Raw genomic sequence first — 16,760 nt, forward strand, 5'->3', positions numbered from 1 at the left:
ATTAGGCTAGGTTTATAATTTCCAGATCAAGTTCAAGGCATTCTTTTTCGTGTTCGTGATTACTCACAACAGCCATACTGAAAGCTTGATCGATAAGATAGGTTTTTGTTACACGCACTAAATCATCAATTGTTACAGCCAGGATTTGTTGACGAAATTTCTTGCGTTGTTCTGCATCCCGGCCATATAAATTGTTATGGAAGGTTTGCTTGGCATCACCCGCTGGTGAACCCGGTTTATCAACACTACTGATCACACCTAAAATAGCTTCTTCTAGTGCTTGATACTCATGCTCGGTGTCAATTAACCATTGTAGGGATTGAGTAAAATCCTTAAAAGTATCCGTTAATCTTGGATCTCGATAAGAAAAGAATTTAAAACAAGCACCGGCAGAATCCTGACTCGCACCACTACCATAGGCACCGCCCTGTTCACGAATAGCACGATGCAGATAACCATTTCTTAAAAAACCACCTAACACAGTCAAAGCAGCCGCATCTTTATGTCCCACAGGGACTGTAGCATAGCTTGTGGCACAGAAGTTTACCTGAGTACTGGTCAGCCAGGCTTGTTTAACATATTCTTTTATTGCATCGAAATTCAAATAGTGACTACTTTCAGGCGCAATTGTTTTTAATTCAGTATTAGACCATTGTTGTAAAATATCATCACAGCAACTTTGATACGCTTCTTCTTCACAGATCAATAAAAATTGCGCCGGAGCTGATTTTAATTTAGTGTGTATTGTTTGTAATATCTGACATAATTCTTTCAAGGCTTTATCATCACTTTGGATGCTATTATCCAAAGCTTTAATAAAGGCAATACTCGCCAAACCACGGGTTTTATGCGTCAACTGAGCCACAGGATTCATCCCACTAGACGCTGCTTGCATGGCCAATGAATGACCACTGCCGGTAATGCTATTTTCTTTACGCGTTCTGATTTGAGCAATGAGCTCTTTAATGCGATCAGTTTCATCAAAACGCATCGCTTCAAAAGACTCTTTCAATAAGGCTGTCATCGCTGCATGATTGCGTAACAAGGACTTGCCGGAAACACTATAAAAGCCTTGAACAATTTGCTCGTCATCTGCTTTGCCACGCAAGCTACCACTGGCATGAATACCGCCGGAAATTTGTGCCTGCAACACCTGCATTTGTAGATAATCTTTATCACCACAGCCCAACTCACCAAAGCAATAATTAAACAAAGGCAGATATTGCTGTTCTTCAGCCGTTAATTCAGGCATATCAAGAATCAATTGTTGATAAACCAGGCCGTTAGTGCCCTGATTAAAATGTGATACTTTGAGCTTTGAATAACCTAAGGGATAAAAATCTTCCAAGTTTTGTGGAATTTTGAAATCTTCAGGCACATCATCAATGGTGACTTTAGGGAGAATTTCTTCAATATTGCTCTCTAATTCATTTTGACGTTGCTCTAATTGCGCTGCCTGAGTGACAATAAGTTGTTTTTCAGCATCATTTAATGACGCTTTAATGTCTGCCAGACGTTGTTTTTCAGCCTCAGTACGACGTTGATCTAATTTAGTGTCAGGCTTATAGATCACTCTCACACGATGAGCATTATTCAATAATTGTGAACGCACCAATTGCTTAACATAATCAGGTTCTTTAGCCTTCTCACGCAAACTCTCTAAGGCCTTATCAAGGTTCATGTGACTAATCACATCGCCACGATGCATCGCAGTCGATAAACTAGAAAGAATAATTTGCAAGCCAAAGGGATAATGATCACCACCAATTTCCCGCTGACTCATTTCTAATTGATGTAAGACTGCTTCAATTTGTTCTTCAGCAATACCTTTTTCAGCGACTTCTTCTAAGACTCGAATGACTAATTGTTCAAAAGCTTGTGCATGTTCTGGAGCACTGCCTTCTAAACCACAAATAAAGCTCATTTCCTTATTGGAATCTTCCAGACCACAGAGGGGTGAAGGTGAATTACCCAATTCAGTGGTTTCAAGTGCTTGCATCAATGGCGAAGCGGAATTTTCCAGTAATAGACTGGCTAAAAACTGCGCTTCCAATTGTTGTTCAAGATTAATACTTTGCCCCAATAACCAGCCCATCACTAAATGGGTTTTATTACTTTGATCTTCTTCGGCATCCAGAGGGTAGGATTCTTCAATATTGAGTTGTGAAAAATAGCGCTTTTCATTTTTAACCGAAATCACTTTATCCAGTCGTTCAAATTGATTCAGCACCTGATTTTCAAATTTTGCCTGATGCACCGCAGCAGGAATATCGCCAAAAGTCATAAACACCGCATTGCTGGGATGATAGTGAACACGATAGAATTCTTTTAACTCATCATAACTTAAGTCAGGAATATCAGTAGGTTCACCACCACTATTAAAGTGATAGGTTACGGTTGGAAAGAGGTGTTTACTCACCGATTGCCATAAAGCACTCACCGTAGAAGACATTGCCCCTTTCATTTCATTAAACACTACGCCTTTAAATTGCAAATCTGAATTAATATCATCTGCCTTTTCAAATTCCAAGCGATGACCTTCCTGAGCAAAATCTAATTTATCCAGTCTGGAGAAAAAAACCGCATCCAGATAGACATCCAGCAAATTATTAAAGTCTTTAAGATTTTGACTGGCAAAAGGATAAGCAGTCCAGTCGCTACTGGTAAAGGCATTCATAAAGGTATTCAAGGAACGCCGAATCATCATGAAAAAAGGATCTCTCACTGGATATTTCTTACTACCACATAAAGCCGTATGTTCAAGAATATGGGCAACACCCGTCGAGTCAGTTGGAATAGTCCGCAATGCCACTAAAAAAACATTTTCATCATTGTCTGCATCAATATGGTAGTGCATCGCACCGGTATTTTTATGTTCGTAGTGATTGACAACAATATCTAAGGAGTCAATCTTCTCACTGCGTATCCAGGTAAATGATTCGTGGCAGGCTTGGACTGGTAAATTATTATCTTGATATGATTCAGAGCTTTGAACTTCAGTGGCAACGGTCATTCCAGACTGTACTCCAGATTATTTTATTAAGTAAAATTTAGATATGGTATCAGATATGGATAATTTCAAGCAAAGATAAGGGGTGGCACGAAAATTGGTGCTTTAAAAGTCATATCGAACCAAAAAACTGAGTTTTTTAATAAAAAATCATGTTAAATAGACGTTTTACATCTATTATTAACTGAATACAGAAAAACGTTGGTATTTCCATGTCTGATTCCGATAATATGCAGAATAAACAAGCAAGTTCATGGTTGGATGGTGATAATGCAGTCTGGCTTGAATACATGTATGAAGCTTATATTAATAATCCTGAAGCCATTGATCAACAATGGCGGAATCACTTTGATACCCTTTCACTACAAGCGAACAAGACAGGCAATACAGTCAAAGAAACAGCACACTCAACTATTCGAGAACAATTTAGAAAACAAGCTAGTCGAGCGACTATAAGCGGTAACACGATAACTAACAATAGTTGCCCTGACATCAGCAGTGAACGTAAACAGGTTAAGGTCCTGCAACTTATTAATGCTTATCGTATTCTGGGTCATTACAAGGCCAATCTTAATCCCCTGTATGCGACCAATGAGACTAATATTCCAGAACTGACACTCAGTTATCATCAATTAAGTGAAGCTGATTTAAGTCGTGAGTTTGATACCGGTTCATTAAATACCGATGAACGTGCCAGTCTGGCAAAAATATTACTCATTGTTCAGCAATCCTATTGCCATACGATTGGTTCTGAATATATGCACATCAGTGACACCAATGAAAAACGTTGGTTACAACAGAAGCTAGAAAGTGTCACTAATTTACCGGATTTACATTTCAAAGCCAGGCAGCGCATTTTACGTCGTTTAACTGCGGCTGAAGGTCTTGAAAAATATCTGCACACACGTTATGTCGGGCAAAAACGTTTTTCACTTGAAGGCGCTGAGTCCCTGATTCCGTTATTAGATGAACTAGTGCAAAAATCAGCCAGTTATAACATCAAAGAAACCGTAATTGGTATGGCACACCGGGGTCGTTTAAATGTCTTGATCAACATACTGGGTAAAACTGCTAGTGAATTATTTGATGAATTTGAAGGCAAAAAAGATACCGGGGATTACATGGGGGATGTGAAATACCACATGGGATTTTCCTCAGATATTACCACCACCCATTCTGCCATGCATTTGACTCTGGCATTTAATCCTTCTCACTTAGAAATTGTTGCTCCCGTTGTTGAAGGTTCTGTACGTGCTCGGCAGGATCGCCGCTTTGATAAAACCGGCGATCAAATTATTCCCATACAAATTCATGGTGATGCTGCATTTTCCGGTCAGGGTGTAGTGATGGAAACCTTTCAAATGTCGCAGGCTCGTGGCTATTCCACCAAGGGTACGATCCATATTGTCATCAACAATCAAATTGGCTTTACGACCAGTAATGTCATGGATGTGCGCTCAACTCAATATTGTACTGAAGTGTCAAAAATGGTTAATGCGCCAATTTTTCATGTCAATGGTGATGATCCAGAAGCGGTGGTATTTGTAGCGCAGATGGCTCTGGATTATCGCATGAAGTTCAAAAAAGATGTGGTCATTGATATGATTTGCTATCGCCGTCATGGCCATAATGAAGCGGATGAGCCATCAGCAACACAGCCCATGATGTATAAACTGATCAAAGCATTACCCACCACTCGGGAAATTTATGTAAAAAAAATGCAACAAGCACAAATTTTTACTGCTGAGGAAGCCGAACAACTGAAAGAGGAATACCGAAATAAAGTTGAAGCCGGTTTATGTGTCGCCCCCAATATCAGTAGCCAAAGTGATGATTCTATTATTTTTCATTGGTCAAAATATACGGGCAATGCATTGGGTCAGGCAGTGAAAAGCTCGATTACAGTTGAGACCATCAAATTGCTTATGGATCAACTTGAAGTGCTTCCTAAAGGTTTTGAGCGCCATCCACGTGTGGAAAAAATTATTGTAGATCGGCATAAAATGACTGCTGGTGCATTGCCTCTGGACTGGGGTTATGCAGAAACGCTTGCCTATGCCAGCCTGGTGAATGATGGTTATAATGTACGCTTGTCGGGTCAGGATAGTGGTCGTGGCACATTTTTTCATCGCCACGTGGTTTGGCACAATCAATTAAAAAAACAAGCTTGGGTACCGCTCAAGCATTTAAAAGATGGGCAATTAAAAGACGATGACCAAGCTCAGATAGGTGATTTTCTAGTCATTGATTCATTATTATCAGAAGAAGCCGTATTAGCCTTTGAATATGGTTATAACTAAAAAGTGTGACCTAAAATGAATGATCAAACAAAAAAACCGAATAAAAGCTATACATCAGAATTTAAAGAATCAGCTGTCAAATTAGCTAATGAGACGGATCAACCCGTTTCTCAGACTGCCAGGGAGCTAGGTGTTAATGTAAATACTCTACATACCTGGATCAGTAAATATTCCAAACCGGTGAAGACGGTAGCCAATAGAAGTGATGAACACATTTATGATGAAGTAAAACGTCTGAAAAAGAATTGGCAAAAGTGATTCAGGAGCGTGATTTATTAAAAAGGCCACAGCGTACTTTGCAAGGGAAACTTTGTGAAGTACGCATGGATAACTGATCAGGCTAAAGATTACCCGGTAACGATTCTGTGCCGTTTTATGGATGTTTCCCGTAGTTGCTATTATGATTGGGTTAGCTCTCCTAAAACGGATAGAGAGAAAGAAAATGAAGCGCTTACTGAGCAGCTAAAAAACTGTTTGAAGACAGTCGCAAGACTTATGGAACCCGTCGTCTTAAAAGAAAACTGGCTGAAAAAGGCGTTCATATAAGCCGCCGGAGAATTGGTCGATTAATGAAAAAAGCCGGTTTGTTTTGTAAAACGAAGAGACGCTTTAAAGCGACGACTAATTCCAAGCATAATAAGCGTATATCTCCAAATTTACTGGAAAGAGAGTTTACTGTCTCTCAACCTGATCGCTACTATGTGGGTGATATTACCTATATTGCCACCAAGGAAGGCTGGTTATATTTAGCGGTTGTCATTGACTTATTCTCTAGGCAAATTGTTGGCTGGTCGATGGATGAGCGAATGAAAGCCAAGCTAGTCAATGATGCTTTACTGATGGCCATATGGAAGCGTAAACCAATGGATGGATTGCTTTGGCATACTGACCGAGGTAGCCAATATGCCTCTGATAGTCATAGAAAAATATTGTCGGATCATAACATAATTCAGTCTATGAGCCGCAAAGGAAATTGCTGGGACAATGCTGTATCAGAGAGCTTCTTTCATAGTTTGAAAACTGAATTGACGCACCATTGTCGATTCAAAACCAGAGTAGAAGCAAAGCAGGCAATATTTGAATATATTGAGGTATTTTATAATCGGGAGCGACTTCATTCGGCTAATGATTATTTGTCACCAGTCGATTATGAAATACAGCAGGAAATAGCTTAAATCGATTGATTGAAGAGGGTAAAAGGCGACATAAATGCCGCCCATTACCGTTGACGGCCATCGGCTCCTCAGCCTGTGCCGTGAAGATATTGTAACAGGATCATTACCGTTGTGAAAATACCTTGGGTGAATGGAACGGCTCTATCGTTCCAGAGGGCAAAGCCCTTTCTCTTCATCTGTTTAAAGTTAACATGAGAAACTAAAATGATAGGAAATACAAAATGACAAAAATCACTTGAAACAGCCAAAAAAAAAAAATATTTAGAAAACTGTCCGGAAAAGTGTTGACACATCATAGTACTTATATCCATGTTGATGATACGGGTAGTCGTCATGATGGAAAGAATGGTTATTGTACTCACGTTGGCAATGAAACCTTTGCCTGGTTTTCAAGTACTCGATATAAGAGCCGGATTAATTTTCTACAATTGTTACGAGGTGCTGCTGTTGATTATACGCTCAACGATGCAGCACTTGATTATATGAGAGCAGAAAAATTACCTCACAAGCCATTGAGCGTTATTGAACAAAGTCATCAGACTTGCTTTGATAATGAAGAAGCCTGGAAATACTATCTGCAGAACAATAGTATCATAACACAACGGCATGTTCGCATTGCCACAGAAGGCGCTTTACTGGGGGCATTAATTAACAGTGGCTTTCCAAGTGATTTGGTGATTGTGAGTGATGATGCAGGACAATTTGATATTTTGTTGCACGCATTATGTTGGATACATGCAGACAGAGTGTTTCAGCGGATACTACCACTCAATGAGCGACATGATAAAGAACTGAACTGGGTACATACTCAGATTTGGGAACTATTTTATGATCTCAAACAATATAAACTTGAGCCAGATGATCCGTTGAAGTCAGCGATTGCTGAACATTTTGATGAATTGTGCCGGACTAAAACAAGCTTTGAAACGTTGAATCAGGCACTGAAACGATTGGCAAGAAATAAAACAGAATTACTGCTGGTATTGGAACGGCCTGATATTCCTCTTCATAATAATTTGAGTGAAAATGATATTCGAGAATATGTTATTAAGCGTAAAATTAGTGGTAGTACACGCTCAAAGGATGGGCAACTTTGCAGAGATACCTTTGTCAGTTTAAAGAAAACTTGTTTGAAACAAGGAATTTCATTCTGGGATTTTATTAATGACCGGATCAGCAAGAGAAATTTGATCCCATATCTGCCTGAGTTGCTGAAAGGTAAAGTTTGTGCTGTTTAAATGCACAGACTTATTGAGAAGTTACTCGTTAATACCCTAACCTTCGGTATTGAATCATTATTTAAGTCCAACAAAATTGACTGGATTCAAGGTCAGGCCTTGATTGAATCATTTGAAATACAAAACAAAACGACTGATGACTCAACACAATACGATAAACAAATTAAAGTGCTTCTGCATAATAAGAAGGAGCAACGATTTAAGACGAAACATATTATTATCGCGACGGGATCGTCACCAGTTAATTTGTCGATTGCCCCCATTGATGACGAATTCATAGTCGATTCTACGGGCGCCTTGGCATTTAACAAAGTGCCTAAAAAACTCGGCATTATTGGCTCTGGTGTTATTGGCTTGGAATTAGGCAGTGTCTGGAAACGCTTGGGCTCAGAAGTCACCATTTTTGAAGCACAGGATACTTTCCTAGCCTTTGCCGATCAATTTGTCGCCAAAGAAAGTCTCAAACTATTTCAAAACCAGGGTTTAAATATCAACCTTAACACCCGTTTGCTGAATGCAAAGAAGATCAAAAAATCCGTACAGGTGAGTTATACGGATGCAGAAGGTGAGCATAGCGAGAAATTTGATAAATTAATTATTGCAGTGGGGAGGAAACCCAATAGTGAAAATTTGTCCAATGACGAAATGGGTCTGGTCATCGACGAAGGCGGCTTCGTACATGTTAATGAACATTGTCAAACTTCAATTCCTGGCGTTTATGCCATAGGTGATGTTGTCCGTGGTCCTATGTTGGCACATAAGGGTTCTGAAGAAGGTTCGATGGTTGCTGAATTAATTGCCGGTCGCTTCCGTGAAGTTAATTATGATCTAATCCCCTCGGTCATCTATACCCACCCTGAAGTTGCCTGGGTGGGTAAAACAGAACAAGCACTTAAAGCAGCTGGAATTGACTATAAAATTGGCACATTTCCTTTTGCTGCCAGTGGTCGTGCTCAGGCTTTAAACGAAACCCCAGGCATGGTTAAAATCATCTCCGATGCACAAACTGACAGAATTTTAGGTGTGCATATATTAGGCTCTCAAGCTTCAGAATTAATTGCTCAGGCAGTCATTAGTATGGAGTTTGGAGCTAGCGCTGAAGATATCGCTTTAATGATGTTTGCCCACCCTACTTTTTCAGAAGCCTATCATGAGGCATCACTGGCCGTTTCTGGTCGGGCAATACATATAAAACAGAGAAAAAGCAAAATTTAATGAGTTTCCACGCCTGAATTTGATTAGTATATTAGGCTAATCTAAATATCATTAAAATGGCTTATTTTTTCCCCAATAGCCTCTTATTTCTGGTAGAATCCATGTCACTAATTTATCGTGTTTGATGCGCCTTATTAAGCAATTGCTTAAATAGTTGATAAATATCAATACTAATTATCAGTAAATGCGCTAGTCTTTCACGGTTAAAAAAATTTAGCCCGCATTGGATGAGCCGATGCGTTATTTGAAGATTTGGAGAAACTATATGATCAAACCTCATGGGTCGGATGAACTAAACCCGTTATTCGTTTATGATTCAGCTAAAAACGAAGCCTTACAAAAGGAAGCAGAAGGTCTTGCTTCTATCGTTGTTAGCTCTGCCACAGCAGCAAATGCGGTTATGTTAGGCGCTGGTTATTTTAACCCGCTAACAGGTTATATGAACAAGGCTGATGCCTTATCAGTTGCGACTGATATGAAAACCACTTCAGGTCTTTTCTGGCCAACACCAGTATTAAACCTACTTCAAGATGCTGGCAATATTAAAGCCGGTGATCGTATTGCACTTAAAGATCCCAATGTTGATGGCAACCCTATTCTGGCAATAATGGATGTTGAAGCTGTTGAAGAATTCAGTGATGACGATATCGCTTTGATTTCTGAAAAAGTCTATGCCCCTAGCCCTGATGAAGCACACCCGGGTGTTGATGCCTTTGTTGCACAAGGTAAAGTCTGTCTTTCAGGTTCTATCCAGGTATTAAACTTCTCTTACTTTATCACTGAATTTCCTGATACTTTCCGTACTGCCGTTGAAATTCGTAATGAAATTGCTGAACGCGGCTGGAACAAAATTGTTGCATTCCAAACACGCAACCCAATGCACCTGGCACACGAAGAACTTTGTCACATGGCAATGGATCGTTTAGAGTGTGATGGCTTAGTCATTCACATGTTATTGGGTAAACTTAAGCCCGGCGATATTCCTGCACCGGTACGTGATGCCGCTATTCGTAAGATGGTTGAATTGTACTTCCCTAAGAACAGTGCCATGGTAACCGGTTACGGTTTTGATATGTTGTATGCCGGTCCTCGTGAAGGCGTATTGCATGCTCTTTTCCGTCAAAACATGGGTGCTACCCACTTCATCATTGGTCGTGACCATGCTGGTGTTGGTGATCACTATGGTGCATTTGATGCACAAACTATCTTTGATAATGACGTCCCTGAAGGCGCATTAGAAATTGAGATTTTCAAAGCTGATCACACTGCTTATTCTAAGAAATTAGATAAAGTTGTTATGATGTGTGAAGCACCTGATCATACTAAGGATGACTTTGTATTGTTATCAGGTACTAAGGTACGTGAAATGTTAGGTAATGGCATTGCGCCACCTAAAGAGTTCTCACGTCCTGAAGTCGCTCAAATCTTAATGGACTACTATGAAAGCATCAAGTAATTGAGCGCTTCATAAGCAGCAAAAAAAAGGCCTAATCTAGCAATAGATTAGGCCTTTTTTTTGCTTTACTTAAACGTTACAAGCTATGATATTTTACAAGCTATGATCTAAAACCATAGCAGCTCAATCCTAGCAGCCTCTAAAAACCAAAGAATGCTTTAAATTTCTGAAAGAAAGTTAAAGGCTTGCGACTCGTTCTACTGGTAGTACGCTGGGTCACTTTACTTTTTGATAACTCGTCTTGAAGTTGTTGTTGAAAATCAGCCGACATCATGACAGTAGCTTCACTCTGATCGTCTGAGCCTGCGGTACTAAAAATAGATTGATGGAAAAATATGATCTGATGTTTACCCATACCAATAATATCCCCATCATTTAAGTTCTGCTGGATAATCTTCTTATCATTGACAAAAGTACCATTGGTACTTTTCATATCTTCCAGTATCACCCCATCGTCCGTGTCATGAATAGTGGCATGATGTGTACTGACTGCAAGATTATCTATCGCAATATCATTCGCAGGGGTTCGACCAATTGTTATTCTTGCTTTATCCAGAACAAATTCCTGAACATCCTGCCCGTCAAATCGTAAAACCAGTCTCATTTTTTCTCCCAAGCAAATAATTTCTTAACAAATTCGTGTAAAAACACGTTTTATAAATATTTTTGTTAATAATAGACCATTATTTCGATATTTACCTTGATGAAGAACTATTTATTACAAATTATTAAAAAAACTTTTCACTTTATTAAGTACCCGCTTTGGCTCATTTTGTAAATTAGCTTCTTTTTGCAGTTCAATCAGTCTTTCATTATTGGTATCAATGCTCAAACCACGGCTAATATGTGCCTGTGCTTTTTGGTAATTGTATTTTTCCAATTCAGCTCTGGCTAATATTTCATAGCGATAAACCACATCGTTAATGCCTTTTTTAGCCAATTTGTTTTTCCTATCTAATTCCAACACTTTTTGAAAATAATAGAGGGCATTATCGTTCAACGGGGTGGTTAATTGGTATTTTTTTAATGAATTATTACCCTTGCTGAGTAATTTACTAATAGTGTGTTTCTTATTAAGGCGCTTTTGGTGTGCTAATTTTTTCTGTATTTCAAGCTCTTTTTTTATTCTGGACAATTCAAAATTTGTTTGTTCAAGTAAAGTTTTTTGCTCCAGATGCTGCTGCTCTACTGCTTGGACTCGTAATGCTTCAAGTTGTGCATCTAAATTGCTTTTTTCTTGTGCCTTGAGTTTATCAGAGTCATTTAATACCAAACCTGAGGTATCCTCGATAATATTTTTTTCAAAAAACTGTTGCCATAATAAATCCTTATAAAACCAAAAGCTGGTTAATAAGGCTAATAAAAAGAAAATAGGTAGAAATAATACTTTTCGTTGTGTCGCCTGCATATTTTTTTTGTTTTTTGCAATATATTCCACCACGACCTCAGTATCGATTAACTTGGTATCTGACGAGCGTGTAAGATCCGGATGATCTTTTAAGTATTGCGTAATAAAGCGGGTGACTAGTTTTGTATCTGAAAGACGATCATCAGGTGACTTGGCTAACAAACTATCTAACAATGGCTGAAGTTCTTTGTAGGGTGCAGGAAGTTCGGGAATCGGATCTTGAATACTATTAGCAATGGTTTCAATTTCAGTTTTTCCAGTATAGGGCTTCTCTCCCAATAACATTTCATACATCATGATACCGAGACTATAAATATCCGTCCGATAATCAAATGGCTTACCTTGTATTAGTTCTGGTGAAGCATAGGTTGGACTGGCATAGAGTTCATCATTAGACAAATCCACTTCTTTCTTAGGCTCGACCCGATGAGAGATACCAAAGTCAGTCAGCAAGGGACAGCTACCCCGAAATAATATATTGCCCGGCTTGATATCACCATGAATAATACCCTGCTTATGAATGACATGCAGCGCATCAGAAACTTTACTGATAATTTCAAGTACAGTATAGGTATCAAGACGTTTTAAAAGACGAGTTTCCAGATCACCATCGGGGAGGAATTCCATGGCAAGAAAATTATTTTTGCCAATGCTGACAACATCATAAACAGTAATGATATTAGGATGTTTTAAAGAGGCAATGATCCGCCCTTCATCGATAAAGCGCTTTTTTATTGCCTCATCAAGTTTAGGGTTTAAAAACTTAAGAACCACCTGACGCTGTAATGAGGCTTGTTCTGCTAGGTAGATGGCTGCCATGCCACCTTTTGCAAGAAGTTTTATTACATTGTATCCAGCAATCGACTTCATATAATATTGTAACTATTGTCCTAATAACCAAAAAAGGATTTAGCCTAGGATAAGCCATAAATCATTATAGAAAAAACGATTTGCTCGCAACTAAATCACAAAGTGCCAAACTGACAGTGCAACTATAACAGAAAACAGTACAACAAGCAGAGGTAATAACATTTTTGATGAACTTATTGTCTCCGGTAGGCTTGTTGATGAGCTAGAATTAGAACTAGAATCAGAGACATATTCTAATACCACATCACCGTTAGCATTATTATCAATATCACTATTTTGCTGATTTTTTGTTTCAGAAGTATTAGGATGATCACGTAGATATTTCTTTATATAACGTGAAATCATCCGGGCATCGCCAATACGTTCATCCGGATCTTTTGCCAACATATGATCTAATAAAGGCTGCAATGATTTCAAATTATCAGGGAATAAGGGAATGGGCTGCTGAATGCTATTAGCCACTAATTCAGCCGGTGAGGCACCATTATAAGGCTTACTACCCACCAACATCTCATACATCATTACACCCAAGCTATAAATATCAACCTTATGGTTGAAACTTTGATTCTGCATAAGCTCTGGACTTGCATAACTAGGGCTGGCAAGAATATTGGCTGGCGAGTCATCCTTGGATGTTTCACTAGAGGAATAAGCAAGTTCGATACGCTTTGAAATGCCAAAATCAGTAATAACCGGACAGTCATCACTTCTAAAGACAATATTGGCTGGTTTAATGTCACCATGAATAATACCCTTGCTATGCACCAGATGCAAAGCATCTGATAGTTCAAGAATAATTTCCAAAACAGTATGTTTATCAATACCTTGAGCAATCCTTGTTTCTAAATCACCACCTTCTAAATATTCCATCGCATGATAAAAATGAATGCCCACACGACCGACATCAAAAACTGGGATAATATTAGGATGTTTTAAGGAAGCAATAATGCGACTTTCATCTAAAAAATGCTCCAACAAGGTCATGTCGAGTTTTGGATCTAAGATTTTTAAAGCGACTTGTCGCTTCAGTGATTCTTGCATGGCGATATAAACAGTTGCCATACCACCCTTAGCGAGAATGCTTTGTATTTGATACCCTTTGATAACACTCATAATGAAATAATCTATCACCTTCAAGTCGATAAACTGAGCAAAAACTGAGTAAGGACTTATTATATAATTTAAGTTTGACTACGAATACTTAGAAACAAATAGTTATAAATGAATTGTAGCTTATTTTTTGCTTAGTCTTTGTAATCTGAAACTGACATTAGCGTTTGGCTTGCTAAAATTATAGGACAGAATTTTAAGAATTGTAGGTTTTGAAGCAGTTTATGTGAAATTTATGAAGTTTGTCTATAGAAGGGGTAAAAACCTTCATTAACCACAAAAATAGCGATTAATGAAAAGTTTTTATGTCACTTAAAATCGCTTATTCTTCGCTAGTCGTTTCTGCACTTGCAGCTGCATCAGCAACAATTGCTTTCATACTCAGACGAATACGACCCTGCTTATCAATTTCAAGCACTTTAACATCAACAAATTCACCTTCAGTGAGCTTGTCAGTCACATTGTTCACACGTTCTTCACAAATTTGTGAAATATGAACCAAACCATCTTTACCTGGAATGATAGTAACAAAAGCACCGAAGTCCATGATCTTAGTCACACGACCATTATAGATTTTACCCACCTCAACATCTTGAGTAATTTCTTCGATACGACGCTGACATTCTTGAGCAGCAGTATTATCAGTAGAAGATATTTTAACAATGCCTTCTTCATTAATATCAATATTACAACCCGTCTCTTCGCTCAAACCTTTGATAGTTGAACCACCCTTACCTATCACATCACGAATCTTATCTGGATTGATTTGAATCGTCAGGATACGAGGTGCGAAATCAGACATATTAGTATTAGCACCAGAAATAACCGCATTCATCTGACCTAAGATGTTTATACGAGCATCTTTGGCTTGTTCCAAGGCGATTTCCATGATTTCTTTGGTGATACCTTCGATCTTAATATCCATTTGCAGGGCATTAACACCATTTTCAGTACCGGCTACTTTAAAGTCCATATCGCCTAAGTGATCTTCATCTCCCAAAATATCCGTCAGTACAGCAAAACCATCATCCTCTTTAATAAGACCCATCGCAATACCGGCAACAGGTGAAGAAATTGGTACGCCTGCATCCATCAAGGATAAGCTAGTACCACAAACAGAAGCCATAGAGCTGGAACCGTTAGATTCGGTAATTTCTGACACCACGCGAATGGTATAGGGAAATTCTTCCACGGTAGGTAATACCGCAGCAACACCACGTTTAGCTAAGCGACCATGGCCAATTTCACGACGTTTTGGTGTACCAACACGTCCGGTTTCACCAACACTGTATGGAGGGAAGTTATAATGCAACATGAAGGAGTCTTTATAACTTCCTTCTAAAGCATCAATAATCTGTGCATCACGGGCAGTACCCAAAGTCGTTACAACCAAGGCCTGAGTTTCACCACGAGTGAACAAAGCTGAACCGTGAGTACGCTCTAAAACGCCGGTACGAATGTGTAAAGGACGCACAGTTTTAGTATCACGACCATCAATACGAGGATTGCCAGCAATAATACTGCTACGCACAACATTCTTTTCCAGTTTGTAGAATGCACCAGACACATCAGAGTCTGTCCATTTTGCATCATCACCACTAGCTAGCTTGTCAATCAGAGCAGCACGCACGTCATCAAGCGTATTTAAACGCGCTAGCTTATCACTAATTTTATAGGCATCACTGACAGCAGTTTCACATTCAGCCTTAACCGCATCGACTAACGCTTGATCAACAGCAGCAGGTGTATATTCTGAACGTGTATTACCGACTTCAGCAACAAATGCTTTTATTTCATTAATCACTGTTTGGAATTGCTCATGGCCATACATGACCGCACCCAACATAACTTCTTCTGATAACTCATCAGCTTCTGATTCAACCATTAATACTGCGGTGTCAGTACCAGCAACCACTAAGTCCAACTCTGAATCATCTAACATTTCACGGCCGGGGTTCAGTACATATTGCTCGTCAATATAACCCACACGACAACAACCAATAGGACCATTAAAAGGTACGTCAGCTAATGACATAGCAGCAGAAGCACCAATCATTGCTGGAATATCAGGATCAATATCAGGGTTAAGAGAAACAACCGTACAGATAACCTGAACTTCGTTATAATAAGCTTTAGGGAATAATGGACGTAGGGGACGGTCAATTAAACGTGAAATTAAAGTTTCATTTTCACTAGGACGACCTTCACGTTTGAAAAAACCACCGGGAATTTTACCCGCAGCATAAGCTTTTTCTTGATAGTCTATGGTTAAAGGGAAAAAATCAGCACCAGGACGTGCGTCTTTTTTAGCCACGACAGTAACAAAAACTGAGGTACCCCCTACGCTGACCATCACTGCGCCAGATGCTTGACGGGCGATTTCGCCAGTCTCTAGTGTTACGGTGTCTTGTCCAAACTGAAATGTTTTTGTAATTGGTGTCACGCTATTTTTACTCCGTTCATTCGGCTGATTTGTGCCTGAAATCAAAATGCGCTAAAAATCAGCACTCTAAATCAGACAATTTAGAGTGTGACTCAATTTTTTTAGAAAGGCATTTTGATTCAGATACATTATGAAGTGCTTATTTTTATCAATTTTTTTAAAACTAATCTTTCAAGAACTAATAGAGATTACTTACGTAAACCTAATTTAGTAATCAGTGAACGATAACGCTCGCTGTCTTTTTTCTTTAAATAATCAAGCATTTTTCTACGCTTGCTAACCATTCTTAATAGACCCTGACGTGAATGGTGATCATGGATATGAACTTTGAAGTGTTCAGTCAGATCAGTAATCTTTGCGGACAATAAGGCCACTTGTACTTCTGGTGAACCCGTGTCGTTAGTGCCACGGCCATGTTCTTTTACTATTTCGCTTTTTTCTTCTACAGAAATCATTTACTACTCCTAAAACATTAAAGGATCAGAAAAAACAAATAAACAGTTGATTCTATTTACTTATTTAAACCAATGTACTC

General features: G+C 38.9%; 10 protein-coding genes and 1 pseudogene. 5 read left to right on the top strand and 6 right to left on the bottom strand.

What is annotated here, in order from left to right; genetic code table 11:
- Position 1 precedes the first annotated feature (1 nt).
- Positions 2-3,013 carry an insulinase family protein gene (locus JEU79_RS14265; protein WP_198264632.1) on the bottom strand — a complete coding sequence of 1,004 codons (3,012 nt, stop codon included), beginning with the start codon at positions 3,011-3,013 and terminating at the stop codon, positions 2-4.
- Between the two features lie 209 nt (positions 3,014-3,222).
- Between JEU79_RS14265 and JEU79_RS14270 the strand changes: the two genes are divergently transcribed.
- From JEU79_RS14270 to sat, 5 genes and pseudogenes are all read left to right on the top strand, one after another.
- Positions 3,223-5,310 (top strand): 2-oxoglutarate dehydrogenase E1 component, encoded by a 2,088-nt coding sequence (locus JEU79_RS14270; RefSeq protein WP_198264633.1) that lies wholly within the window; start codon positions 3,223-3,225, stop codon positions 5,308-5,310.
- 15 nt (positions 5,311-5,325) lie between these two features.
- A pseudogene (locus JEU79_RS28665) lies at positions 5,326-6,485 on the top strand (IS3 family transposase).
- A gap of 281 nt (positions 6,486-6,766) precedes the next feature.
- Positions 6,767-7,723 carry an IS66 family transposase gene (locus JEU79_RS14290; RefSeq protein ID WP_198264634.1) on the top strand — a complete coding sequence of 319 codons (957 nt, stop codon included), beginning with the start codon at positions 6,767-6,769 and terminating at the stop codon, positions 7,721-7,723.
- A complete protein-coding gene (locus tag JEU79_RS14295) occupies positions 7,724-8,938 on the top strand; it encodes an FAD-dependent oxidoreductase (RefSeq protein WP_198264635.1) in 1,215 nt (404 codons plus the stop codon).
- Between the two features lie 265 nt (positions 8,939-9,203).
- The gene (gene sat / locus JEU79_RS14300; protein ID WP_198264636.1) at positions 9,204-10,394 is read left to right on the top strand and encodes a sulfate adenylyltransferase; all 1,191 of its coding nucleotides are present in this window, start codon (positions 9,204-9,206) and stop codon (positions 10,392-10,394) included.
- Positions 10,395-10,533: 139 nt separating this feature from the next.
- Here sat and JEU79_RS14305 read toward each other — a convergent pair whose 3' ends face one another.
- From JEU79_RS14305 to rpsO, 5 genes are all read right to left on the bottom strand, one after another.
- Positions 10,534-10,998: an FHA domain-containing protein gene (locus tag JEU79_RS14305; RefSeq protein ID WP_198264637.1), complete on the bottom strand. Its 465-nt coding sequence runs from the start codon at positions 10,996-10,998 to the stop codon at positions 10,534-10,536.
- A 114-nt stretch (positions 10,999-11,112) separates the two neighbouring features.
- Positions 11,113-12,672, bottom strand: coding sequence for a serine/threonine-protein kinase (locus JEU79_RS14310; RefSeq protein WP_281400914.1), 1,560 nt, complete (start codon positions 12,670-12,672; stop codon positions 11,113-11,115).
- A gap of 90 nt (positions 12,673-12,762) precedes the next feature.
- Complete coding sequence (locus JEU79_RS14315) at positions 12,763-13,785, bottom strand: serine/threonine protein kinase (protein WP_198264639.1); 1,023 nt, start codon at positions 13,783-13,785, stop codon at positions 12,763-12,765.
- Between the two features lie 319 nt (positions 13,786-14,104).
- The gene (pnp, locus tag JEU79_RS14320; RefSeq protein ID WP_198264640.1) at positions 14,105-16,225 is read right to left on the bottom strand and encodes a polyribonucleotide nucleotidyltransferase; all 2,121 of its coding nucleotides are present in this window, start codon (positions 16,223-16,225) and stop codon (positions 14,105-14,107) included.
- A 188-nt stretch (positions 16,226-16,413) separates the two neighbouring features.
- Complete coding sequence (rpsO, locus tag JEU79_RS14325) at positions 16,414-16,680, bottom strand: 30S ribosomal protein S15 (RefSeq protein WP_198264641.1); 267 nt, start codon at positions 16,678-16,680, stop codon at positions 16,414-16,416.
- Positions 16,681-16,760: the final 80 nt, after the last annotated feature.

It is taken from the genome of sulfur-oxidizing endosymbiont of Gigantopelta aegis (assembly GCF_016097415.1).
Taxonomy (GTDB): domain Bacteria; phylum Pseudomonadota; class Gammaproteobacteria; order GRL18; family GRL18; genus GRL18.